2 protein-coding genes are annotated in these 1,216 nt (G+C 70.1%); one reads left to right on the forward strand and one right to left on the reverse strand.

Annotation, left to right across the window (positions count from 1 at the left end):
* Positions 1-282: acyltransferase family protein (locus JNW98_RS35660; protein WP_223772397.1), on the reverse strand; the 282-nt coding region annotated here is incomplete at its 3' end.
* A gap of 235 nt (positions 283-517) precedes the next feature.
* Between JNW98_RS35660 and JNW98_RS35665 the strand changes: the two genes are divergently transcribed.
* On the forward strand, positions 518-1,216 hold a 699-nt coding region (locus tag JNW98_RS35665; protein WP_223772398.1), incomplete at its 3' end, for a class I tRNA ligase family protein.

A 1,216-nucleotide genomic window follows, 5' to 3' on the forward strand; every position in this document is an offset into this window, starting at 1 on the left:
GCCGCTCATGCAGATCACGAACCCGCTGATCAGGAAGAAGAGCTGGACGCCGAGCCAGCCGTAGGACGCCGGCAGGTGCGCGGTGGGGAAGAGGGCGCGGGCGGAACGGTGCCCCCAGGCGCCGCTGTCGAAGGCGATCCAGTGGTAGGCGACGACCATCAGCGCCGCGCACAGCCGCAGTCCGTCCAGGGCGGCCAGCCGGCCCGGGCGGCGCGCGCCGGGCGGTGGGGGCTGCGCCCGGGGTTGGGGGTGTTCCTGCTGTACCGGCAGAGTGGAGTGCAACGCCCCTCCTGGTGTCCGCGGCGCTCCGGTCCCGAGGTGTGCCCGGGAAGTTACCACGCGGAATTGCATTTTTGCCGCAAAACATTAAATAGCGGGCAAAGCGCGCCGGTGGGGCGTGTGTGAGTCGCTTCGCGCCCGGCCGCGCACGCCCCCGAGGGCTCTCGGGGTCCGGATCAGGGTCGGATCCGGGTGCCGGGCGCCCGGGGCACTGCCGCGGGGCCACTACCCTGGTTCCGTGACTATTCGCCTGTACGACACCAGCGCCCGGCAGATCCGTGACTTCTCCCCGCTCGTCCCGGGCTGCGTCTCGATCTACCTGTGTGGCGCGACCGTGCAGGCCGCGCCACACATCGGGCACATCCGGTCGGGGCTGAACTTCGACATCATGCGCCGCTGGTTCGCCTACCGCGGCTACGACGTGACGTTCGTCCGCAACGTGACCGACATCGATGACAAGATCATTAAAAAGGCGGCCGAGCAGAACCGCCCCTGGTGGGCGATCGGCTACGAGAACGAGCGCGCGTTCAACGCCGGCTACGACGCCCTGGGCTGCCTGCCCCCGACCGTCGAGCCGCGGGCCACGGGCCACGTCCCCGAGATGATCGAGATGATGCGCGGGCTGATCGAGCGCGGTCACGCCTACGCCGCGGACGGCAACGTCTACTTCGACGTCCGCTCCTACGCCGACTACCTCCGCCTCTCCAACCAGGAGCTGGAGAACCTGCTCCAGCCCTCCGGCGAGGGCGAGACGGGCAAGCGCGACCCGCGCGACTTCGCCATGTGGAAGGCGGCCAAGGAGGGCGAGCCCAGCTGGGAGACCCCCTGGGGCCGCGGCCGCCCGGGCTGGCACCTGGAGTGCTCGGCCATGGCGCACAAGTACCTCGGCACCGCCTTCGACATCCACGGCGGCGGTCTCGACCTGATCTTCCCGCAC

This window comes from Streptomyces huiliensis (assembly GCF_020037025.1).
GTDB classification, from domain to species: Bacteria; Actinomycetota; Actinomycetes; order Streptomycetales; family Streptomycetaceae; genus Streptomyces; species Streptomyces huiliensis.